Origin of the sequence: Roseococcus sp. SDR (assembly GCF_019083995.1) — a bacterium.
Taxonomy (GTDB): Bacteria; Pseudomonadota; Alphaproteobacteria; order Acetobacterales; family Acetobacteraceae; genus Roseococcus.
This window is the reverse complement of the sequence record NZ_JAHRCU010000021.1, coordinates 18,206-38,501: the sequence shown is the minus strand read 5'-3', so window position 1 is coordinate 38,501 and position 20,296 is coordinate 18,206. Positions and strand designations below refer to the sequence as shown.

Here is a 20,296-nt window from a genome sequence, read left to right as displayed (position 1 = left end):
GGCGTGCCCCGGGAGGCGGTGCCAGTCCCGCGCGGCGGCTAGCTTGCGGCCGGCACGCAGCCCGGGTTGTCACGGGACGGCGCGCCGAGGGCGAGGAACTGCGCCTCCGGCGTGCCGAGGGTCTGGTTGATCTGCTGCGCGCGCGCGAAGGCGACGACCTGCGCACGCCCGTCCCGCTCCTCGATCCGGTTGAGGAAGATGTCGGAGATGGCCTGGCGGTTGTGGTCGAGCCGCACGGCCGCGCCCGTCGGCGCGGTGATGCGCGCATTGGCCAGCGCGCGCTGGAAGGCCTGCTGGTTGTTCGACAGGTCGCCATCCACCTCGCGCAGCGCGTGCAGGATGCCGTAGAGGTTGGTGGTGTAGTTGACGCCATGGATCGAGGGGGACTGGAAGCCGCCCTCGTTCAGCCAGCGGCGGCGGTAGCGCTCCACGAACTCGCGCCAGGTGGGGTCGTCGATCACGTCGGCGATGGGGCCGGCGGAGATCATGCCCACCATCACGCGGCGATGCGGGCCACGGGCGGAAAGCATGGTCTGGTCCGCCATGATGGAGCCCGCGATCAGCGGCTTGTTGCCGCCCGACTGGGCGTATTGCGTCATGAAGGCCAGCCCGTCGGTCCCGCCATGGACCACGACGATGGCGCCCGCGTTGGAGCGGTTGATCTGGGCGATCTGCGCGGAGAAGTCGGTGGTGCCGAGCGGCGCCCAGTAGTGCTGCACACGGCCGCCGGCGCGGCAGTACTCGATGTTGAAGCCGAACACCTGCGCGTAGGGGAAGGCATAGTCGCCCGCCGCGACCGCAACCTCACGGATGTTCATGTTGCGGAAGACGTGGTTGCCGAGGCCGGCCATCCACTGCGTTCCGTCCGTCGAGAAGCGGAAGAAGTTGGGGCTCGGGTTGCGCAGCGTGGTGTCCGCCGCGCCCGAGCTGCCGTTCACGATCGTCCGGCCCGTCAGCGTGCGGGAGTAGTCGCGCAGCGCGATGCCCTCGGCGCCCGACAGCGGGCCCAGGATGATGTCCACATTGTCCTGCTCGATGAGCTTGCGCGCACGGGCCAGGGCCACGTCGGCCTGCGCGTTGCTGCTCTCGCGGATGAACTCGATGCGCCGCCCGCCGACGGTGCTGTTGATCCGCTCCAGCTCCATCTGAACGCAGCGGTAGGCGTCCTGCCCGCCGGTGGCAAAGGGCCCTTCGAGGGTGGTCAGGCCACCCAGGCGTATGGGTGCCCGCTGGGCGATGGCGGGCGTGGCAAGGCCGCCGGCCGCGGTGGCAAGGCCGGCGCCGCCCAGCAGGGCCGTGCGGCGAGACATGCGCAGAGTCATGGGTGTTCCTCCAGTGTGGTTGTGGCTCAAGGCTTGGATCCCCCGAGAAGGCGGCGAAGCCGCGCACCGATGCCGATAACCCCATCGGGCGAGACCAGCACGATGATGAGGAAGACCGCGCCGATCAGCGTGTTGAACCGGTCGCGGTCGTAGAGATTGGCGGCGAAGGTGTCGAAGATCGTGAAGATCAGCGAGCCGAGGAAGGCGCCCACCGGATGGCCCAGCCCGCCGATGACGCTCATGATCAGCACGTTGACGGTCGCACCCAGGCCGATCGTGCCGGGCGAGATGCCGATGTTGTAGATCGTGGCCAGCACGCCGCCGCACCCCGCGATGAAGCCGGCGACGCCGAAGGCGGCGATGCGGTGCAGCGCCACGTTGTAGCCAAGGGCGGCCACGCGGCGCGGATTGTCGCGGATGCCCTGCAGCACCAGCCCGAAGGGCGAGCGCACGAGGTAGAGCACGCCCGCCAGCAGCAGCACCGCCGTGCCGAGCGCCACGTAGTAGAACAGCCACGGGTCGCGGAAGCCGAGGCCGAACAGCTCCGGCCCGACGACGTTGCGGATGCCCTCATAGCCGTTGAACCAGGCAATGTTCGTCTCGACGAAGCGGAACACGCCCATCGAGAGGGCGAGGGTGATCATCAGCAGGTAGATGTCGCGCGTGCGCACCGAGACTGCGCCCACGATCAGCCCCATCACGGTCGCCGCCAGCACGCCGAGCGGGATCGCAAGCCCGTAGCCGAGGCCACCCACGATCCGCGGCACCGCGCCCTCGACGAAGACGGCGACGGCGTAGCCCGCCACACCCGCAATCATCATCTGCGCGAGCGAGATGAAACCGCCATAGGTCGCAAGGAAGGTGAGCGACATGGCGATGATGCCGAACACCGCCGCGCGCCCGAGCACATTGGCCGTCCAGAACTGCGCCTGGTTGGCCGGCAGCATTGCCTGCAGCAGGAAGGGCGCCGCCGCCATGAGGCCGAGCCCCAGAAGCGAGAGCAGCAGGAGGCGATCACGCACGGCCTAGGATTCCCTGCGGCCGGAGCGCCAGCACAGCCACCATGATCACGAAGGTCAGGATGACTGAGTAGGTCGGGAACAGCGCCTGACCCAGCTGCTCCGCAAGGCCGACCAGGACCGCGCCCACCGCCGTCCCGGTGACGGAGCCCATGCCGCCCACGATGACCACGACGAGGGAGATGAGCAGGAAGCGCCCATCCTGCCCCATGGCGAGCGGCTGCGCCGTCGAGCCGACGATGCCTCCGATGCCGCACAGCGCCGCACCAAGCGCGAACACCGCGACGCCGACGAGCGGCACGTTCACGCCGCAGGCGCCGAGCATCTCGCGGTCGTCCACGCCCGCGCGGATCATCATGCCGAGCTTCGTGCGGTTCAGCAGCAGCCACAGCCCCACGCCGACGACGACCGCGATGCCGATCTGCACGAGGCGAAAGGTGGGATAGCCGCCGACGAGCGGCACCTGGGTGGAACCGAAGATGGCGTCGGGCGCGAAGAACTGGCGCGGGGTGCCGCCATAGAACGCGAGCAGCTGGTCGGCCGCGATGATCGAGACGCCGATGGTGACAAGCGCCTGGCGCAGCTCCTGCCCCTGCATCCAGCCCAGCAGCAGCTTCTGCATCAGCGCGCCGGAGACCGCGGCCGCGGCGATGCCCGCGCCGAGCCCGGCATACCAGGCCCACCAGAGGTCCTGGTCGTAGAGCGGCTCGAACACCGCGTAGCCGACATAGCCCGCGATCAGGTAGAGCGAGCCGTGCGCCATGTTCACGACACGCATGAGGCCGAAGATCAGCGAGAAGCCGCTGGCCACGATGAAGTACAGTGCGGCGAGCGTCAGCCCGTTCAGCAAGATGGTGGCCGCGAGGTCCATCCGGTCGTTTGCTCCCATCGGCCAGTCTTTGCGGCCTCGGTGGAAGTGATGACGAAGCCGGAAGGTCGCCGCAAGATGGAAATTCCGTAGTGTTTGGGTAAAATTGAGTATGCCATTTCCCGTCCGCCCTGCTGCAGATCTGGCTGCCATCCCGCTGGCGCAGCGCGCCTCGACGGCCTTCCTCCCGGGGCTGCGCCCCTTTGCCGCGTCGTCTTGGCCGCTGGTCGCGCAGCTTCCCGTGCTTGACGTGAACGGCGCGCTGCTGGCCGATCTGGCGGCGCGCGAACCCTTCGTCGAGCACCCGCCCATCGCCGCGATCTTCGCCTGCGATCCCTTCTTGCGCGTGGCTGACGCCGCGGCGGTGCTGCGAGGGGCCCGCATCAGCCAGGTGCTCAACTGGCCCAGCGTCCAGGCGCATGAGGGCGAGGCGGCGGCGGCGCTGGCCGCCGTCGGCTACCGGGCGGAGGCGGAGTTCCGCACGCTCCTTGCCTTTGCCGCACAGGGCCTCCAACCGCTCGCCTTCGCGGCGACGCGCGGCGCGGTGGACGCGGCGCTCACGGCCGGTTTGCGCCGCCTGGTGCTGCCCGTCGGAGAGGACTGGGCGGCGCTCGCCAGCCATGTCGCTGTGGAGGGCGGCGAAGCGATCGCCTGGTCGGACGCGCCGTTCACACCGGCCGTCGCGCCGCCTCAGTCCTCAAGGCCGAGGCGGCGCATCCGGTTGTAGAGCGTCTTGCGCGCGATCCCGAGGAAGGCGGCGGTCTCCCCGCGGCGGAAGCGATGCCGGCGCAGCGCGTCGAGGATCCAGGCGCGCTCGTCCATCTCAGGCGCCGCGGCCGCGGTGGGCGCGGGGCCGAGCACCGCCTCGAGCCCCGCCGCCGTCACGCGGCCATCGCGCGTCTCCGTGGAGGCACGGATCAGTGCCTCGCGCAGTTCGCGCAGGTTGCCCGGCCAGGATTGCGCCATGAGCAGCCGCAGCGCCCCGGGCTCGATGAGGGCGGAGGGGCGCCCCGCCTCCCGCAGCATAGCGCGGGCCATGAGCGGAATGTCCTCCAGCCGGTCGCGCAGCGGCGGGACGGGCAGTCGCTGCGCGGAGAGCGCGCGGGCCAGCGCCTGCCCGCCCGGCGGATGAACGAGCACGAGGCGCGCGCGCGGCACGCGCTCACCCGGCCTGGCAAAGCGCGCGAAGCTGCCGTGCTCGATCCAGTCCGACAGGCGCGCGCGCAGCGTGGGCGCCAGCCCGTCGGCGTGCTCGATCACGACAGTGTGCCCGGGCCGCCCGAGCAGCCCGCGTGGCGCGTCGCCGAAGAGCGTGGCCGCGATGTCTTCCCGCGCGTCGAGGAAGTGCGGCACGCCGGGGCGGCCACCGGCGGCGTGAAGCGCGCGCGCGGTGGTGGTGCGACCCGAGCCAGGTTCGCCCTCCACCACCACCGGCAGGTCGGTCGCGACGACGCGCGCGATCCGAGCTGCGAGCGCCCTCGCCGCGGCGGAGCGCCCGACGATCCCGGGCGGCAGCACGGCGGCGTTGCGTGCCTCCGGCCGCAGCAGCGGTGCGGTCTTGAAGGCCGATGTGCTCTGCATCACCGAGAGTTCGAGCGGCAGGCGATCTAGCGTCGAGCCACCGACATAGCCATCCGCGCGCGACGCGTCGCAGACCTGGAGCATGTGGCCCGGGTCCACGATCGGCCCGCCCTCCACCAGGCAGCGCGTGCCCGGCGCCCGGCGCCGGACCATAGCGAAGACGCGCCGCGCGCGCTCGGCGGCTTCCTCGATCGGCACGCCGCCCGGCACGCCCTGGCTGCCGCCCGCGTTCCAGCCGAAGTTGAGGCAGAGGCGTTCTACGCCCGCCGCCACCATCGCCTCCGCTTCGGCGCGCGTCTTGGCGTAGCCGAGCGTGGCGAGGCCCTGCGCACGCGCCTCGGCGAGCAGCGCCACCTCCCGCCCGAAGCCGAGGCCCGCTTCCTCCAGCGCACGCCGCAACGCGCCGTCGAGGTGGATGGCCGTCGGGAAGTTGGCCACCCCGTGATAGCCCGCCGCCTTCAGCCCCTCGACAAAGGTGGGCAGGTCGAGGCGGGGGTCGCAGGCAGCGGCGCCGAAGAAGACGGGGATGCGAACGCGGTCCAGGATCTCGCGCCGCGCGAACTCGTCGGTGAAGCGATTGCTGTCGGCGATGGGCAGCATCGCCGCGAGCGAGGGCGCGCCCATGACGCGCAGGCGGCCGGCATTGAGGACAAGCAGGAAGTCGGCGCCGCCATCGGCAGCGGCGCGCGCCGTCATGCCCAGGCCGATGGCCGCGCCCACCAGGATTTCCCGCTTCGTCCCGCGCATGGGCCGGAGCTAGACCAAATCGTCGGTGGCGGGAATCGGCGATTGCGTGTCGCGGCCTGAAACCCTGTGCCGAAGTGATTGGCGGCACCGCGCGTCGGTCGCGGTGATCGCGGGAGGAATGTGATGGGCGCATGAAGCCAGGGGCAGTGCGGCGCCGCGGCCTTGCGGCGGGTGCACCGATGATTGACCTGCTACCCATCCTTGGACCGCCCTGGCGGGCGTCATCCAGCGCTATTCGGTGGGCGTGGGCCGTGTGCCGCTGACCGATTTCACCAGGCTCGCCGGCGGTTTGTTGCCGATCCCGCTGTGCGGACGAACCTCGTTGTAGTCTCTACGCCAAGCCTCGCATTTCGCCCGCGCGTCGTCGAGGCTCATGAACCATTGCGCATTCAGGCACTCCGCCCGGAACTTCCCGTTCAGGCTTTCGATGAACGCGTTGTCCGTCGGCTTTCCCGGTCGGGAGAAATCGAGCGTTACCCCGCGTTGGTAGGCCCAGAGATCCAGTTCGCGTGACACGAACTCGCTGCCCTGGTCGACGCGGATCGCTTGCGGAAATCCATGCTCCCGCCCGACGCGCTCGAGCACGTCGATGACGTCGCCCGCCCGGTAGCCGAACCGCGGCTCGATCGCCGGCGCATGGCGCGTAAACGTGTCCACGATCGTGGGCACGCGGATCGTCCGCCCCGTCGCCAACTGGTCATGCACGAAGTCCATCGCCCAGGTCTCGTTGGCCTGCTCCGGTGGCCGTCGGTCACCGCGCAGGCCCGACGGATCGAGACCTTCCACGCACCCCGGACGTCGTTCACCAACTGGCGTCGCCGCGCAGGCTTCAGAGCTTTCTTGCCAGGACGTCCTGCAGCATCGCCCGATCCAGCGAGAGATCCGCCACAAGCTTCTTCAGCTTGCCGTTCTCCTCCTCGAGCTGCTTCAGCCGACGCATCTCCGAGGGCATCAGCCCGCCGTACTTCTTGCGCCAGTTATAGAACGTCACCTCCGAGACGCCCGCCTTGCGGCAGACCTCCCGGATCGCCGTCCCCTCCTCCGCCTGGCGCAACACGAACGCGATCTGCGCATCCGTGAACTTCGACTTCTTCATCGCCATCCCTCCGTCTCCAAGCCCAATCCTAAACTGGAATTTTCCAGCTCAGGGCGGCCCAGGATCCGGGAGGCAGGTCACAGCTGCCCCGCCCCCTGTCCTCAGATCCGGTCGCGCGCCGCCCGCCCATCCAGCACATCCAGGATGTTCGCGGCAGCGCGCGCCTCGATGGCGCGGCGCGCGGCCAACGTCGCCGAGCCGAGATGCGGGGTGAACAGCGTCGCCGGATGCATGAGCAGGCCCGGTGGAATGGCGCGGGGTCGGTCCTCCAGCGCCCAATCCTCCATTTCGAAGACATCGGCCGCATAGCCGCCGAGGCGACCAGCCTCCAGCGCGGCCAGCACGTCCGCCTCCCGCACCACGGAGCCACGGCCGATATTCACCAACAGCGCATGGGGCGGCAGAAGTCGCAGCATCTCCGCCCCGATCAAGCCGCGCGTCTGCGCGTTGAGCGGCAGCGCCACGATGACGATATCGGCCTCCCGCAGGGCGGCGCCGATCGGCAGGCGCACAACGCCAGGCGCCTCGCGCGCGCTGTCCACGCCGCGCAGCATGCAGCCGAAGGGGGCAAGCCGCGCCGCTATGGCGGAGCCGAGTGCGCCAAGCCCGAGGATCGTGACCACCGCGCCATCCAACCCCAGCCCGTAGAGCTCCGGGCGCCAGCCCTCGAACCCCGCGCGCACCGCCGCATCGCCGGAACGCAGGTGCCGCGCCAGCCCGAGTGTCAGTGCCACCGCGAGCTCCGCCGTCGGCGAAGTGAGCAGATCCGGCACGATGGAGACCTCAACGCCGCGCGCCTGGCAGGCGGACACATCGATGTTGTCATAGCCCTTCAGCGCGCAGGCCAGGACGCGCAGGCGGGGCGCGGCGTCGAGGAAGGCCGCGTCCACCCGGTCGGTCATGAAGGCCATGACCGCCTCCGCCTCACGCAGCCGCGCCAGCAGTTCGGCCCGCGGCCAGGGCGCGGCGCCCGCGGGATGCGCGACCCCTCCCACCGGCGCCAGCAGGGCCGCGGTCTCGGGGAAAATGCGCGCGGTGCAGAGGATGCGCGCGCTCATTTGAGGCGTCGGCGCAGCGCCGAGCCCAGTGCGTCCACAACCACGACGCAGGCGAGGATGCAGAGCAGGATGGCCGAGACCTGCGCGTAGTCGATCAGCCGCAGGGCCGCGATCAGCTCGAAGCCGATGCCACCCGCCCCCACGATGCCGAGCACGGCGGAGGCGCGGAAGTGATACTCCCAGCGATAGATGGTCACATCGGCCAGTTGCGGCAGCACCTGGGGCAGCACCGCATGCGTCACCACCTGCGCCGGCGACGCGCCGGCCGCACGCGCGGCCTCGATCGGGCGCGGATCGGCGTGTTCGATCGCCTCGGCATAGAACTTGCCGACCATCCCCACCGAATGCAGCGCGAGCGCGAGCACGCCCGGCAGCGCGCCGAAGCCCACGGCCGCGACGAAGATGATGCCCATGATGATCTCGGGCACCGATCGCAGGAACGAGAGCAGCGTGCGCGCCGCGCCCAGCAGCAGCGGATGCGGCGAGACATTGGGCGCCGCCAGCAGGGCGATCGGCAGCGAAAGCACGACGGCCAGCGCCGTGCCCGCGACGGACATGGCGAGCGTATCGAGCAGGGGCCGCACCCAGGCCCGCCAGCGGGTGAAATCCGGCGGGACCATCTCGTCGGCGAGCTGGGCGAGCGCGGGCAGGCCGTCCGCGAAACGCTGCGCATCGAAAAAGCCGGTGAGTGCAAGGGCCGCGGCGCAGAGCGCGAGCAGCGCCAGCACCGCCAGCGTGCCGCGGCGCAGCGCCGCGCCATCCTCCCGCAGGATGCCGTCCTGGGTGGGGCTCATCCGCGCACCGCGTTCAGGTCCATCTCCAGCAGCCGCGCCGTCTCGCGCAGGATGTTGTAGGCCTCATCCGTCGTGGGCGCGAAACCCTCGACGCGGAAGGCGCGCAGCACCTCGGGCTCGCGCAGCTCCAGGAAGGCAGTGCGGATCGCGGCCTTGAGCGGCTCGGCGAGGTTGCCCTGCATCACCATCGGATAGTTCGGGATCGGATCGGAGAGCGCGATCTCCTGCAGCCGGGCCGCATCCACCACGCCGCGGCGGACCAGCGTGTCGAGGATGGACTTGGAGAGCGCGCCGGCCGGAACCTGGCCATTCTGCACGGCGCGGGCCACGCCATCATGCGTGCCGAGATGCACCACGCGGAAATCGCGGTTCCCCACCAGGCCGGTGCGCTGGAGGATCATCGCGCGCGGCACCAGATGCGCCGAGGTGCTGGCCTGGTCGCCAAATCCGAAGGGCCGGCCCCGGATGTCCTCGAGCGCCCGCACCGGCCCGCCCGCCTGCGCGATCACGACCGAGTTGTAGGTGGGCGAGCCGCGCTCGATGCCCACCGCGAAGGGCTCGATGCCCGGCGCGCGCGACTTGGCGAGGACGTAGGAGAAAGGGCCGAAATAGGCGATCTCGATGCGGCCGAAGCGCATCGCCTCGATCATCGAGGAATAATCGGTCGTCACCACCAGCTCGATCTGCCGCGAGAGGCTGCGCTCCAGATGGGCGCGCAGCGGCTGCGCGTTCTGGATGATGGTCGAGGCGTTCTCATCCGGCAGGAGGGCCACGCGCAGCCGGCGGGGATCAGCGCCCTGAGCAAGCGCGGGCGTGGCCAGCGGCAGCAGCGCTGCGGCGGCAAGGGTGCGACGTGCAAGCATCAGGCGAACTCCTTCTCAGGGATGGTGACGGGTGTGCCGTAGATCCGGGAAATGGCCGCGGCATCGAGCATCGCCGCGGTGCCGTCGAAGACGACCTGCCCGCGCGCGAGGCCGATGATCCGCTCGCCGAACTTCCGCGCGAGATCCACCTGGTGCAGCGAGACGACGGCGGTCAGCCCGTCGCTGGTGCAGATCTCGTGCAGGAGGCGCATCACGCGCTCCGCGGTCGCGGGGTCGAGGCTCGCGACCGGCTCATCGGCCAGCATCAGGCGGGGCTGCTGCACCAGCGCGCGCGCGATGCCCACGCGCTGCTGCTGCCCGCCGGAGAGCTGGTCGGCACGGGCCAGCGCCTTGTCCAGCAGGCCGACGCGCTCCAGCGCCTCCAGCGCGCGGCGCTTCTCGGCGCGGGCGAAGGGCCAGAGCGTGCGGAGCGACGAGTGATAGCCCAGCCGGCCGGTCAGCACATTGCCCAGCACGCTGACGCGGCCGATCAGCTGGTGCTGCTGGAAAACCATGCCCGTGGCGCGGCGATGCGCGCGCCAGGCGGCGCTGCCCGCAAGGGGTTCGCCCGCCACCAGGATGCGGCCCTCGCTGGGCCGGACCAGGCCGTTCAGGCAACGCAGCAGCGTGGACTTGCCCGCGCCCGAGGGGCCGAGCAGCACGGTGAACCGCCCCTCGGCGATGTCGAGGCTGGTGGGCGCCAGCGCCATGGTGCCATTGGGGTAGGTGACGCCCAGGGCCTCGGTCCGAATCATCATGCAGGTCCCGCTCATGCGAGCGGCGCGCCTAGCAGCGCCGCGTGACACGGCAGTGACACCGAGGTGACGATCCTGCGGAGACGGGGGGGCGCGCGCCTTGTCATGCGCGGCGCAGCGCGGTCGGATAGAGCCGGCCATCAGGCGTGGCCCGCATCGCCTCCAGCGCGAAGCCGCCCCGCAGCGGCAGGACCAGCGGCAAGGGCGGCGCATCAAGCGCCGCGTCGAAAGCGGCACGCAGCGGGCGCCCTTCCATCCCCTCCCCCGGCAATCCCAGCGCGTGCAGGAGGGTCGGCACGATATCCGTCAGGTCGGCCGGCTCCTCGGCCACGGCACGCCGGCGGAAGGGTCCGCCTTGCATGACCAGCACGGTCGCGAGCTCCGCGCGGTGCAGCCCGCCATGCATGCCCCCGCCCTCCGGCACGTCGGGCGCGTCGAAGGGCGCGGTGCCGGGCAGGCCCCAGGCATCCGCCGTCTCGGTGCCGGCGAAGGTGGCGACGAGGTCGGCGCTGCGGGCATGCGCGCTGCCCAGAGCGGCCAGCGGGAAGGCGTGGCCGGCCGGGAGAATGCCGGGATCGCGCGCCAGCAACGGCCCCGCCCAATCCTGCCGCGCCAGGAACTCCGCGATCTGCGGCGCCAGGGCGGGATCGCGCAGCCAGAGGCCAGGGGCCGCGGCCGGCGCCACCACCACATCCACATCCGGCCCCATGCCGGTGCCGGCGCGGAAGCCGGCCTTCACCAGCTCGTCGCGCAGGCTGAGTTTGCGCGTCCCCGTCACATGCCCGTGATCCGAAAGCACGATGATCCCGATCTCGGCCGCATCGGGCTGCGCATCGCGCCAATCCATCACGCGGCCCAGCACGGCGTCCGCGGCGCGCAGCGCGGCCAGCGTCTCCGCAGCGCCCAGGCCGGCCCAGTGGAAGGCCACATCCGGTTCCGAGAGCCAGAGCAGCGCGACATCGGGCGCATGGTGCGGCAGCACATGCTCCAGCAGGACACGCCCGGCGAATTCGACGCGCGCGGTGTTGGGCATGCCATGCGGCGGCGTGGCGCCGAGCGCGGCGCGCACCTCGGCCGCCGTGGCGCCATCTTCATCCTCGACATTCCAGCGGAAGGCGCCGAGCCGTTCGGCCGCGGGGTGCAGCAGCCGCGCGGCGCCGGCCGTGCCCGCGCTGACCAGGGCGAAGCTCCTGCCGTGCGGCGCGAGGCGTTCGGCCAGGGAAGGCCGCTGCAACGGCGTCTCGCGGCCCTGCGCCATCGCCGCCACATCGGCGACCAGCTTGGTCCGCAACAGGCGGTCGGGGGCCGCCGCCGCATCGAACAATGTGTTGGCCACCATACCATGCCCGCCCGGCCGGCATCCGGTGATGAGCGAGGGCGTCGCCACCCGCGTCTCCGAGGGGAAGACGCTGCGCGCATTCGCGAAGCGCGTGCCCGCCGCCGCCAAAGCGCAGAGGTGGGGCGTGAGGGCGGGCGTCACCATGTCGGGCCGCAGCCCGTCCAGGGCCAACATCACGAAGCGGGTCATTGTCATCTCCTCAACGCAGCGTGGGGTCCAGGCGGTCGCGCAGCCAATCGCCGATCAGCGACACCGAAAGCGTCGTCAGCACGATCACCACGGCGGGCGCGAGCAGGATCCAGGGCGCGCGCGTGAGGTATTCGCGCCCATAGCCCACCATGTTGCCGAGCGAGGTCTCGGGCGGCTGCACGCCGAGGCCGAGGAAGGAGAGCCCGCTCTCCAGCAGGATCACCTCGGGGAAGGCCAGCGTCATCGAGACGATGAGCGTGGAGGCGATGTTGGGCAGGATGTGCCGCCCATAGACCCGCCAGGGCGAGGCGCCCAATTGCCGCACCGCGCCCGCATAGCCCTGCGCGCTGGCCGAAAGTGCCAGCCCCCGCGCGATCCGAGCGTAGCGCTCCCAGGCATGCAGTCCGAGCAGCAGCACGAAGAGCCCCATCGAATTGCCGAGGAAGGCCAGCACCGCCAGCGCCAGGATCAGGAAGGGGATGGAGGCCGAGAAATCCACCAGCGCCATCACCGCCTGCTCCACCAGCCCGCGGAAATGCGCGGCCAGGAAGCCGAGCGTCGTGCCGAGCACGGCGCCCACGATGGTCGCGCCGAAGGCGATGACGAGGCTGGTGCGGATGGAGGCGATGAGGCGCGAGAGCACATCCCGCCCCAGCTCGTCCGTGCCCAGCGGATGCAGCCAGCCGCCGCCGAAGCCCACCGGCGGCGAGAGCCGGTTGCGCAGGTCGAGCTGCGTGTAGGGATAGGGGCTGATCACGTCGCCGAGCAGCGCGACGGCCAGCATGAGCGCGAGCCAGCCGAGCCCGAAGAGCACGAGCGGCGGCGGCAGCGCGCGCGCCGGACGGGGCGGCGCGGCGGTGAGGACAGGGAGCGGCGCTTCCGGCATCTCAGCCCTCCTTCCCGCTTCGCAGCCGCGGATCCAGCAGGCCATAGAGCAGGTCCACCACCAGGTTCGCCGTGATCATGGTGGCCGCCACCAGCAGCAGGATGCATTGCACGACGGCGAGGTCACGGTTCGCCACCGCCGTCACCAGCAGGCGCCCCACGCCGGGCCAGGAGAAGACGCTCTCCACCACCACCGCGCCGGCGAGCAGCGAGCCCACCATGAAGCCGATGATGGTGACCGTCGGGATCGCCGCATTGGGCAGCGCGTGATGCGACACCACGGCGCGCCAGGCCACGCCCTTGGCGCTCGCGGTGCGGATATAGGGCTGGCCCAGCACCTCCAGCATGGCGCTGCGGGTGAAGCGCGCCAGCACCGCCGCCCCCCCGATGCCGAGCGTGATGACCGGCAGGATGGCATGCCGCCAGCTCTCCTGCCCGCCAGAGGGCAGCCAGCCGAGCTGCACGGCGAAGACCAGCACCAGCAGCAGCCCGAGCACGAAGGAGGGGATGGTGAAGCCCGCCACCGCCAGCACCATCACGGCACGGTCCGCCATGGAGTTGCGGTGCAGCGCCGCGTAGATGCCGGCCGGGATGCCAAGGGCCAGCTTCAGCGCCAGCGCCGGCAGGGTGAGCGCCAGCGTGGCCGGGATGCGCTCGGCCACCAGCACGATGGCGTCCCGCCCGTCGCGCATGGAGCGGCCGAGATCGCCCGAGAGGATGGCGCTGAAATAGGAGAGGTACTGCACCCAGATCGGCCGATCGAGGCCCCAGGCCTGGCGGAAGGCCTCGATCGCCTCGGGCGGCGCGTCGCTGCCCATGATGATGTCGGCCGGATCGCCTGAGGCGATGAGCACGAGGAAGGCGAAGGTGACAACCATGGTGAGCGTGACCGCCGCGCGCAGCAGCCGGATGGTGAAGAAGCGCAGCATCAGGCGGCCTCCGCCAGCGGCGCTTCCGCCAGGTGGCAGGCGACGATGCGCCCATCCATGGCGCGGGGCGCCAGCACCGGCGCCTCGGCGCTGCAGCGCGCGACGGCATGGGCGCAGCGCGGATGGAAGGCGCAGCCCGTGGGCCGCGCCGCAGGGTTGGGCGGATCGCCCTTCAGCACGATCCGCGCGCCCGCGCGCCCACGCCGCGGAATCGCGGAGACCAGCGCCCGGGTGTAGGGATGCGCCGGCGTCGCGAAGACCGCATCGGGCTCGCCTTCCTCCACGATGCGGCCGAGATACATGACGGCGACGCGATGGCTGACCTGGCGCACCGCGCGCAGATCATGGCTGATGAAGAGCATGGCGAGGCCGAGGCGCTCCTGCACATCCTGAAGCAGGTTCATCACCTGCGCCTGGATCGAGACGTCGAGCGCCGAAATCGGTTCGTCGCACACCAGCAGCGACGGGTCGGTCGCCAGCGCGCGCGCGATCACGGCGCGCTGGCGCTGGCCGCCCGAGAGTTCATGCGGATAGCGCGCCGCCTGGTCCGGCCGCAGGCCGACGCCGGCCAGCAGCGCCGGCATGCGCGCGGGGTCGAGGCCATGGATCACCAGCGGCTCCGCCACCTGGGCGCCGATGGTCAGGCGGCGGTCCAGCGCGCCCAGCGGGTCCTGGAAAACCATCTGCATCCGGGCGCGGAGCCGGCGCCATTCGGCGCTGGCCGGCGGGGGCATGGGTCGGCCCTCGACCAGGACGGCGCCGTCATCGGGCGCCTCCAGCCCCAGCACCAGGCGGCCGGTGGTGGATTTGCCGCAGCCGCTTTCGCCCACCAGGCCCAGCGTGCGCCCGGGCGCCAGCGCGAGCGAGACGCCATCCACCGCGCGCAATGCGACCGGCGCGCCGAACAATCCGCGCCGCATCCTGTAGCGCCGCACCAGGCCGCGCGCCTCCAGCAGCGCGCTCATGCGAGGCAGGCCTCGGCGCGGGCGGGATGGAGGCAGGCGGCGCGATGCGCGGGACCGACGGAGCGCGGCGCGGGTGGCGCGAAGTCGCAGCCTGCGTCACGGCGCGGGCAGCGCGGCGCGAAGGCGCAGCCGGGCGGCATCGCCCAGGGCTCGGGCACGCCGCCCGGGATGGCCGCCAGCCGGCGCCGCGGCCCCTCGAGCTCGGGCAACGCGCCCAGCAGGCCCCAGCTGTAGGGATGGGCCGGGCGCTCGAACAGCGCCTCGACCGGCGCCTCCTCGACGATGCGGCCGGCATACATCACCGCCACGCGGTCGCAGGTCTCGGCCACCACGCCCAAATCGTGGCTGATCAGCACCAGCGCCATCTCCGTCTCGCGCCGCAGCGCGGCCAACAGTTCCAGGATCTGCGCCTGGATGGTCACGTCGAGCGCCGTGGTCGGCTCATCGGCCACCAGCAGATCGGGGCGGCCCGCCAGCGCCATGGCGATCATCACGCGCTGGCTCTGCCCGCCGGAGAATTCATGCGGGTAGGCATCCAGCCGGCGTGCGGCGTCGGGAATGCCCACCTGGTCCAGCAGGCGCCGCGCCTCGGCCCGCGCTGCCGCGCCGTGCAGCCCCTGGTGCAGCGCCAGCGCCTCGGTGATCTGGGCGCCCACGCGCAGCACCGGGTTCAGGCTGCTGGATGGGTCCTGGAAGATCATCGCGACGCGTCCGCCGCGCACCCGCTCCAGCGTGGCGGGGGCGGCGCCGAGCAGTTCCTCGCCCGCCAGCCGCACCGAGCCGGTCACCATCGCCTTGGCCGGCAACAGGCCCAGCGCGGCAAGCCAGGTGACGGACTTGCCGCAGCCGCTTTCACCCACCAGGCCCAGCGCCTCGCCCGGCGCCACGTCGAGCGAGATGCCGCGCAGCGCGGCCTGCCCGTCGAAGCCGACCGTGAGGTCGCGGATCGCAACCAGGCTCACGCGCCGAAGCCGAGATTGCTGGCGCGGAAATCCATCGGCCAGCCGCGCGAGGCGCGCCAGCGGATGTCCCGCCGCTTGGCGATGAAGGTCGCCGCCGTGTGCAGCACCATGTAGCCCGGGTCCTCGCGCTCGATGATCTCGAGCATGCGCCGGAAGACGACCCGGCGGCGCGCGCGGTCGGTCGAGGCTTCCAGCTCTGCCGATAGCGCGTTGAAGGCGGCGTTGCTCCATTCCTCCTGGCGCTGCAGAGGGCTGCCGGGCCCCATGGCCCGCACCAGCGAGCCGACGGGATCGGCGAAGACATGGGTGCAGGACCAGTCACGTACGCCGCGCGTCGGGCCGGGCTCGAGGATCTGCGTCCAGTTCTCCATCATCTGCAGCTGCACGTTCAGGCCGACCGCGCGCCACATCTCCACCATCACCTGAGCATTGGCGGTCTGGTTCACGTAGTAGTTGTTGAGGCAGCGATAGGGGATCGGCTCACCGCGATAGCCGGCCTCACGCAGCAGGCGCCGCGCCTCGGCCGGATCGTGGCGCGGGTTGTCCCAGTCGCGCAGATACATGTCGTCGAAGAATTCCAGCTGCAGCCCACGCGGAATTTCGGTCCGCCCGGCCCAGAGCGAGCCGACGATCGCCTGGCGGTCGATCGCATGGCTCATGGCGCGGCGCACCAGCGGGTTGCGCAGCACGGCGTGGCTCGTGTCGAAGGCCAGGATGCGGATGTTGTTGATGGCGCTGCCCTGCACCTCGAAGCGCGGATTGCGCTCGACGCTGCGGATCTGGTCGGGCGGAATGTCGGTCGCGAAATCCACCTCGCCGGAGAAGAGCGCGTTCACGCGGCTTGCCGCCTCCGGGATCTCGACGAAGCGGATGCGGCGGGCCGGCGGGCGGCCGCCCCAGTATTCGTCATGCGCCTCGAAGGTGAGGGAGACGTCCGGCCGGAATTCCGCCACGCGATAGGGGCCGGTGCCGATGGGCCGGCGCGCCCAGGCGAGCCAGTTCTCGGATGCCTCGAAGGCGGCGCGGGAGAGGATGACGCCGACATTCTGCTGCAGGCGCTTCTCCAGCGTCACATCCGGCGTTCGGTTCACGAAGCGGACCACCCCCTCGCCCACCACCTCCACCCGCTCCAGGCCGGGGAAGGTGCGGCGGGCGGTCGCGATCACCTCGGGTTGCGGCTCCATGCCCTGCTGGCCCGCCGTGATGCCGCCCCGCTCACGCGCCGCCCCGGTGCCGAAGAGGCGCGCGCCGCCGATCGAGAAGGCCACGTCCTCGGCCGTCATCACGCGGCCGTCATGCATGCGCACGCCGGGGCGCAGCTCGAACTCCACCGTGCGGTCATCCAGGCGGCGCGTCGCGGTGGCGAGCTCGGGCACGGCGCGCAGGTCGCCGGTCCAGTTCGTGCCGATCAGGCTCTCGGCATAGAGCGTCGAGAGGCGGAAGCCGACATTGGACTGCTCGCGCGGCGTCTCCAGCGTGTTGGAGTTGGAGATCTTCTGCACCGCGACGCGCAGTTCCGGCCGCTGGTCCGATTGCGCGAGCGCGGGGGCGGCGAACAGCGCGGGCAGGCCCGCGAGGTGACGGCGGCGCATGGCTCAGGCCCCCCAGTTCTGCGCGCGGAAATCCATCGCGAAGGCCGGCGCCGCGCGCCAGCGGATGTCGCGCCGCTTGGCCGTGAAGGTGGCGTTCTGGTGCAGCACGGTGAAGGCCGGGTCCTCGCGCTCGGCGATCTCCAACATGCGGCGGAAAGTGGCGCGGCGCCGCGCGCGGTCCGTGTCGGTCTCCAGCAGGTCGGAGAGGCGGTTGAACTCCTCGTTCGTCCATTCGCCGATCTGCTGCTGCTGCCCGCGCGGGCCGTGCTGATTGACGAGGGAGGAGACGGGATCGTTGAAGGGCGCGCTGTTGGACCAGTCGCGCACGCCACGCTGGCCGGTCGAGCGGTCGAAGACCTGGCTGAAGTTCTCGCGCATCTCGATGACGACGTTCAGCCCGGCCTGACGCCACATCTCCACCAGAATCTGCGCGGTGGCGACCTGGTTGGTGTAGTAGTTGTTCAGCAGGCGGTAGGGGATCGGCTCGCCGCGGTAATTCGCCTCGCGCAGCAGGCGGCGCGCCTCCGCCAGGTCGAAGCGCGGCACCGACCAGTCGGAGAGGAACATCTCGCCGTAATAGTCCCATTGCAGGCCGCGCGGCACCACGGTGCGGCCAGACCAGAGGCTGTCCACGATGGCCTGGCGGTCGATCGAATGCGTCATGGCGCGGCGCACGCGCGCATCGCGCAGCACCGGGTGGCTCTTGTCGAAGCACATGAGCCGGTGATTCAGGATGGTGCCGCCCTGCACCTCGAAGGCGCGGTTGCGCTCGACGGCGCCGATCTGGTCGGGCGGGATGTCGCAGGCGAATTGCGCCTCGCCCGAGAGCAGCATGTTGATCCGGCTCGCCACCTCCGGCACCTCGACGAAGCGGATCTGCCGGAGCGGTGGCCGGCCGCCCCAATAGGCGTCATGCGCCACCAGGGTGAGCGAAACATCGGGCCGGAACTCCGCCACCATGTACGGCCCGGTGGCGATGGGCTTGCGCGCCCAGTCCAGCCAGCTGCCCGCCGCCTCGAAGCCGGCGCGCGACATGATGTCGGCCCCAAGGCGCGAAAGGCGGCCCTCCAGCGTCACATCCGGCGTGCGGTTGACGAAGCGCACCTTGTGGCGGCCGACCGCCTCCACGCGCTCCAGCGCGGGCAACATGCGCCGGGCCACGGCGGGCACTTCGGGCGGCAGTTCCCGGCCCTGCGGCGCCGTGCCAGGCGCGCGCTGGAAGAGGGCGGCGCCGCTACCTTCGCCGGTGCCGAACATGCGCTCCGGGCCGAAGGTGAAGACCACGTCCTCGGCCGTCATCTCGCGCCCGTCATGGAAGCGGACGCCATCGCGCAGGTCGAACTCGACGGTGCGGTCGTCGATGCGGCGCCATTGGGTCGCGAGCGCCGGCTGCGTCTCCAGCTGGCCCTGCCAGTTCCGCCCGATCAGTGATTCCCAGAGCGAGGAGCGGAAGATGCGCTCACCCACATTGGATTGCTCGCGCAGCACCTCGAGCGTGTTGGAGTTGCTGATTTTCTGCACCGCGATGGTGATCGCCGGCCGCTGATCGCCCTGGGCAAGCGCGGGCGCGGCCAGCAACGTTGGCGCGGCGAGGAGGGTGCGGCGGGGCAGCATGGGCAGGATCTCCTTCAGGGGGCGGTGCGGTCCTGGAGACCGCCAGGGGAGGCGCGGAAATGGGTCAGTGTGCGCTCGGCGTGGCGCATCCGGTGCGAGAGGGCGGCCTGCGCCCAGTCGCGGATCTCGGCAGCGCGGGAAGGGTCGGCCGCCAGGTTCTCGAAGCCGTACGGATCGCGCTCCAGGTCGAAGAAGAGCGGCGGCAGGCCGGAGAAATGCACGTATTTCCGGCTGCCGTCCTGCAGCGCCATCAGCGCGCAGTCATCCATCGGCAGGCCCAGCGCGGTCTCGGGCTGCGAGTAGAAGATGTCGCGGAAATCATATTCGAAGCAGGCGAAGCGCCGCCAATCGGCCGGTGGCCCACGCTCGATCAGCGGCCGCAGATCATGCCCATCCGCCGCGCGCGGGATGGCGCCGCCGAGCGAGGCGAGGATGGTGGGCATGATGTCCACACTCTCGGTGAAGGCGTCCTCGATCCCGCCGGCGCGCGGATTGGCGCCCGCCTCCTTGATCACGAGGGGAATGCGGAAGCTCTCATCGTGATAGCCGATCTTGCCGAGCAGCCAGTGGTCGCCGAGCTGTTCGCCATGGTCCGAGGTGAAGATCACCATCGTGTCTTCCCACTGCCCGGTCTCGTCCAGATGGGCGAAGACCTGGCCCAGGCAGTGGTCGATCTCGCTGATCAAGCCGCAATAGGTGGCGCGCATCTGCGCGATGGCGGCTTCGTCGAGCAGATGCGCGGGGCCGCTGGCGCCGCGGAAGAAGGAGCCCTGGGAGATGGCATTCAGATAATGCGCCAGCAGCGGGTGCTGCGCCGCCTCCTCCTGCCAGGTCGCGCGGCGATGCGGGCGCGGCATGTCCTCTGGGCGGTACATGGCGTGATAGGGCGCGGGCGCGATGAAGGGCGGGTGCGGGCGGTAATAACCCAGATGCAGGAACCAAGGATTGCGGCCCTTGCCCTTCAGGTAGGTCAGCGCGCGCTCGGTGAAGAAGGCGCTGTCGGAAAGCTCGCGCGGCAGGCGCGAGGGGCGGTCGGTGACGCCCGGCTCGGCATCCATCCCCTCGGGCAGCCAGACATCCTCGCGCCGCTCGGGCAGGGTGTAGCCCTGATGCGCCAGCCAGCCGAAGTAGCCGTCCATCGCCGGCTCGAAGGCGCCGACGCTGCGGAAGCCCTCCATCAGGTCGCCCAGCGTGGTGAAGCGCGGGTCGCGCGGGCCGGTGGTGCGGGGATCGGGCGTGGTGGTGGTGTAGCCGATTAGCGCCGGGTCATAGCCGATCAGCCGCAGCGCCTTGCCGAGATTCGCATGCCGCGCGTCGAGCGGCACGGTGTTCTGCACGGCGCGGTGGTTCATCAGATAGAGGCCCGTCAGCAGGCTGGCCCGCGCCGGGCCGCAGGGGACAGTGGTGGTGAAGTGGTTGCGGAAGGTCACGCCCTCGCGGCAGAGGCGGTCCAGATTGGGCGTGTGCAGGAAGCCCGCGCCGAGGGCGGGCACGAAGTCGGCGCGCCACTGATCCACCACGATGAGGAGGACGTTCTTGCGCGGCATGCGATGCTCCCGAAATCCGGCCGTGCGTTAACCCAGCCGCGCGACACTCATGCTGCAATCCGGCGTCCACTCGATGACACTTGGCGCTGAGGTCGCAGGCGGCGCATGACGTTTCCGCGAAGCACCGACCTATTCCCGGGTTGTCGGCATGACCCACCAGATTGACGAGGC

General features: G+C 71.0%; 17 protein-coding genes and 1 pseudogene. 1 reads left to right on the top strand and 17 read right to left on the bottom strand.

From position 1 onward, the window contains the following. Positions 1–38: 38 nt before the first annotated feature. Genes KTR66_RS20045 through KTR66_RS20035 form a run of 3 tightly spaced genes read right to left on the bottom strand, consistent with a single transcriptional unit; the run spans position 39 to position 3,212 of the window. The gene (locus tag KTR66_RS20045) at positions 39–1,310 is read right to left on the bottom strand and encodes an ABC transporter substrate-binding protein (protein ID WP_249732285.1); all 1,272 of its coding nucleotides are present in this window, start codon (positions 1,308–1,310) and stop codon (positions 39–41) included. Positions 1,311–1,348: 38 nt separating this feature from the next. Continuing rightward, a complete protein-coding gene (locus tag KTR66_RS20040) occupies positions 1,349–2,344 on the bottom strand; it encodes a branched-chain amino acid ABC transporter permease (protein WP_371819177.1) in 996 nt (331 codons plus the stop codon). Further along, on the bottom strand, positions 2,337–3,212 hold the full coding sequence (locus KTR66_RS20035) for a branched-chain amino acid ABC transporter permease (protein ID WP_213615745.1): 876 nt from the start codon (positions 3,210–3,212) through the stop codon (positions 2,337–2,339). Before KTR66_RS20035 ends, KTR66_RS20040 begins: the two co-directional genes overlap by 8 nt. Positions 3,213–3,321: 109 nt before the next feature. On the opposite strand from KTR66_RS20035, the gene KTR66_RS20030 reads away from it, so the two are divergent. Continuing rightward, positions 3,322–3,936 (top strand): hypothetical protein, encoded by a 615-nt coding sequence (locus KTR66_RS20030; RefSeq protein ID WP_213615743.1) that lies wholly within the window; start codon positions 3,322–3,324, stop codon positions 3,934–3,936. On the opposite strand, the gene KTR66_RS20025 is transcribed toward KTR66_RS20030, so the two are convergent. The 14 genes and pseudogenes from KTR66_RS20025 to pehA form a co-directional block, all read right to left on the bottom strand. After that, entirely contained in the window at positions 3,900–5,537 is a 1,638-nt protein-coding gene (locus tag KTR66_RS20025) for a phosphoenolpyruvate hydrolase family protein (protein WP_213615741.1), read from the bottom strand. The genes KTR66_RS20030 and KTR66_RS20025 overlap by 37 nt on opposite strands. A 231-nt stretch (positions 5,538–5,768) precedes the next feature. After that, a pseudogene (locus KTR66_RS20020) lies at positions 5,769–6,633 on the bottom strand (IS3 family transposase). A gap of 101 nt (positions 6,634–6,734) precedes the next feature. Beyond that, positions 6,735–7,691 carry an NAD(P)-dependent oxidoreductase gene (locus tag KTR66_RS20015; RefSeq protein ID WP_213615739.1) on the bottom strand — a complete coding sequence of 319 codons (957 nt, stop codon included), beginning with the start codon at positions 7,689–7,691 and terminating at the stop codon, positions 6,735–6,737. Then, positions 7,688–8,485, bottom strand: a complete 798-nt coding sequence (gene phnE, locus KTR66_RS20010) for a phosphonate ABC transporter, permease protein PhnE (RefSeq protein ID WP_213615737.1) — start codon at positions 8,483–8,485, stop codon at positions 7,688–7,690. The genes KTR66_RS20015 and phnE overlap by 4 nt, the downstream gene beginning before the upstream one ends. Next, the gene (gene phnD, locus KTR66_RS20005; protein WP_213615735.1) at positions 8,482–9,348 is read right to left on the bottom strand and encodes a phosphate/phosphite/phosphonate ABC transporter substrate-binding protein; all 867 of its coding nucleotides are present in this window, start codon (positions 9,346–9,348) and stop codon (positions 8,482–8,484) included. The genes phnE and phnD overlap by 4 nt, the downstream gene beginning before the upstream one ends. Beyond that, positions 9,348–10,103: a phosphonate ABC transporter ATP-binding protein gene (gene phnC / locus KTR66_RS20000; RefSeq protein ID WP_256437635.1), complete on the bottom strand. Its 756-nt coding sequence runs from the start codon at positions 10,101–10,103 to the stop codon at positions 9,348–9,350. Before phnC ends, phnD begins: the two co-directional genes overlap by 1 nt. 103 nt (positions 10,104–10,206) lie before the next feature. Beyond that, positions 10,207–11,631: an alkaline phosphatase family protein gene (locus KTR66_RS19995; RefSeq protein ID WP_213615730.1), complete on the bottom strand. Its 1,425-nt coding sequence runs from the start codon at positions 11,629–11,631 to the stop codon at positions 10,207–10,209. A 10-nt stretch (positions 11,632–11,641) separates the two neighbouring features. Then, positions 11,642–12,517 (bottom strand): ABC transporter permease, encoded by an 876-nt coding sequence (locus KTR66_RS19990; protein WP_213615728.1) that lies wholly within the window; start codon positions 12,515–12,517, stop codon positions 11,642–11,644. Position 12,518: 1 nt separating this feature from the next. Further along, positions 12,519–13,445 carry an ABC transporter permease gene (locus KTR66_RS19985; protein WP_213615726.1) on the bottom strand — a complete coding sequence of 309 codons (927 nt, stop codon included), beginning with the start codon at positions 13,443–13,445 and terminating at the stop codon, positions 12,519–12,521. After that, the gene (locus tag KTR66_RS19980) at positions 13,445–14,410 is read right to left on the bottom strand and encodes an ABC transporter ATP-binding protein (RefSeq protein ID WP_213615724.1); all 966 of its coding nucleotides are present in this window, start codon (positions 14,408–14,410) and stop codon (positions 13,445–13,447) included. The genes KTR66_RS19985 and KTR66_RS19980 overlap by 1 nt, the downstream gene beginning before the upstream one ends. After that, positions 14,407–15,372 carry an ABC transporter ATP-binding protein gene (locus KTR66_RS19975; RefSeq protein WP_213615722.1) on the bottom strand — a complete coding sequence of 322 codons (966 nt, stop codon included), beginning with the start codon at positions 15,370–15,372 and terminating at the stop codon, positions 14,407–14,409. Before KTR66_RS19975 ends, KTR66_RS19980 begins: the two co-directional genes overlap by 4 nt. Then, positions 15,369–16,964, bottom strand: coding sequence for an ABC transporter substrate-binding protein (locus KTR66_RS19970; protein WP_213615720.1), 1,596 nt, complete (start codon positions 16,962–16,964; stop codon positions 15,369–15,371). The genes KTR66_RS19975 and KTR66_RS19970 overlap by 4 nt, the downstream gene beginning before the upstream one ends. Before the next feature lie 3 nt (positions 16,965–16,967). Continuing rightward, positions 16,968–18,578 carry an ABC transporter substrate-binding protein gene (locus tag KTR66_RS19965; RefSeq protein ID WP_213615718.1) on the bottom strand — a complete coding sequence of 537 codons (1,611 nt, stop codon included), beginning with the start codon at positions 18,576–18,578 and terminating at the stop codon, positions 16,968–16,970. Positions 18,579–18,592: 14 nt separating this feature from the next. Further along, entirely contained in the window at positions 18,593–20,125 is a 1,533-nt protein-coding gene (pehA, locus tag KTR66_RS19960; protein ID WP_213615716.1) for a phosphoric/sulfuric ester hydrolase PehA, read from the bottom strand. Positions 20,126–20,296 lie beyond the last annotated feature (171 nt).

What these genes read in the sequence shown, in the direction of transcription:
- KTR66_RS20045 (WP_249732285.1), bottom strand. Translation starts at nt 1,310, where the DNA reads ATGTCTCGCCGCACGGCCCTGCTGGGCGGCGCCGGCCTTGCCACCGCG.
- KTR66_RS20035 (WP_213615745.1), bottom strand. Translation starts at nt 3,212, where the DNA reads ATGGACCTCGCGGCCACCATCTTGCTGAACGGGCTGACGCTCGCCGCA.
- KTR66_RS20030 (WP_213615743.1), top strand. Translation starts at nt 3,322, where the DNA reads ATGCCATTTCCCGTCCGCCCTGCTGCAGATCTGGCTGCCATCCCGCTG.
- KTR66_RS20025 (WP_213615741.1), bottom strand. Translation starts at nt 5,537, where the DNA reads ATGCGCGGGACGAAGCGGGAAATCCTGGTGGGCGCGGCCATCGGCCTG.
- KTR66_RS20015 (WP_213615739.1), bottom strand. Translation starts at nt 7,691, where the DNA reads ATGAGCGCGCGCATCCTCTGCACCGCGCGCATTTTCCCCGAGACCGCG.
- phnE (WP_213615737.1), bottom strand. Translation starts at nt 8,485, where the DNA reads ATGAGCCCCACCCAGGACGGCATCCTGCGGGAGGATGGCGCGGCGCTG.
- phnD (WP_213615735.1), bottom strand. Translation starts at nt 9,348, where the DNA reads ATGCTTGCACGTCGCACCCTTGCCGCCGCAGCGCTGCTGCCGCTGGCC.
- phnC (WP_256437635.1), bottom strand. Translation starts at nt 10,103, where the DNA reads ATGATTCGGACCGAGGCCCTGGGCGTCACCTACCCCAATGGCACCATG.
- KTR66_RS19995 (WP_213615730.1), bottom strand. Translation starts at nt 11,631, where the DNA reads ATGACCCGCTTCGTGATGTTGGCCCTGGACGGGCTGCGGCCCGACATG.
- KTR66_RS19990 (WP_213615728.1), bottom strand. Translation starts at nt 12,517, where the DNA reads ATGCCGGAAGCGCCGCTCCCTGTCCTCACCGCCGCGCCGCCCCGTCCG.
- KTR66_RS19985 (WP_213615726.1), bottom strand. Translation starts at nt 13,445, where the DNA reads ATGCTGCGCTTCTTCACCATCCGGCTGCTGCGCGCGGCGGTCACGCTC.
- KTR66_RS19980 (WP_213615724.1), bottom strand. Translation starts at nt 14,410, where the DNA reads ATGAGCGCGCTGCTGGAGGCGCGCGGCCTGGTGCGGCGCTACAGGATG.
- KTR66_RS19970 (WP_213615720.1), bottom strand. Translation starts at nt 16,964, where the DNA reads ATGCGCCGCCGTCACCTCGCGGGCCTGCCCGCGCTGTTCGCCGCCCCC.
- KTR66_RS19965 (WP_213615718.1), bottom strand. Translation starts at nt 18,578, where the DNA reads ATGCTGCCCCGCCGCACCCTCCTCGCCGCGCCAACGTTGCTGGCCGCG.
- pehA (WP_213615716.1), bottom strand. Translation starts at nt 20,125, where the DNA reads ATGCCGCGCAAGAACGTCCTCCTCATCGTGGTGGATCAGTGGCGCGCC.